This window comes from Reinekea sp. G2M2-21 (assembly GCF_015687175.1).
GTDB lineage: Bacteria > Pseudomonadota > Gammaproteobacteria > Pseudomonadales > Natronospirillaceae > Reinekea.
In genome coordinates this window covers 1-230 of sequence record NZ_JADPQG010000054.1, presented here as the reverse complement: position 1 = coordinate 230, position 230 = coordinate 1, and the positions used below count along the sequence as shown (strand labels likewise).

Genomic DNA, 230 nt, shown 5'->3' with positions numbered 1-230 from the left:
GGTGGCAAGCCCCTAGTATCATAGACACCTGTTAGCGTTACAATAACGCAAAACGATAGGTAGTCATATTATGAGCGGTAAACGCTACACCGAAGAATTTAAGATTGAAGCCGTCAAGCAAGTCACAGAACGTAACTACAAGATTAGCGAGGTTGCTGATCGATTAGGTGTGACCGCTAAAAGCCTTCACGACTGGATAAAGAAGTACGGTGACTCCAGCTCTCAGCATC

General features: G+C 45.2%; 1 protein-coding gene. It reads left to right on the top strand.

Translation table 11 applies throughout. From position 1 onward, the window contains the following. Positions 1-70: 70 nt before the first annotated feature. Positions 71-230 (top strand): transposase (locus IYN85_RS25705; protein ID WP_196161838.1); only part of this gene is annotated, 160 nt, incomplete at its 3' end.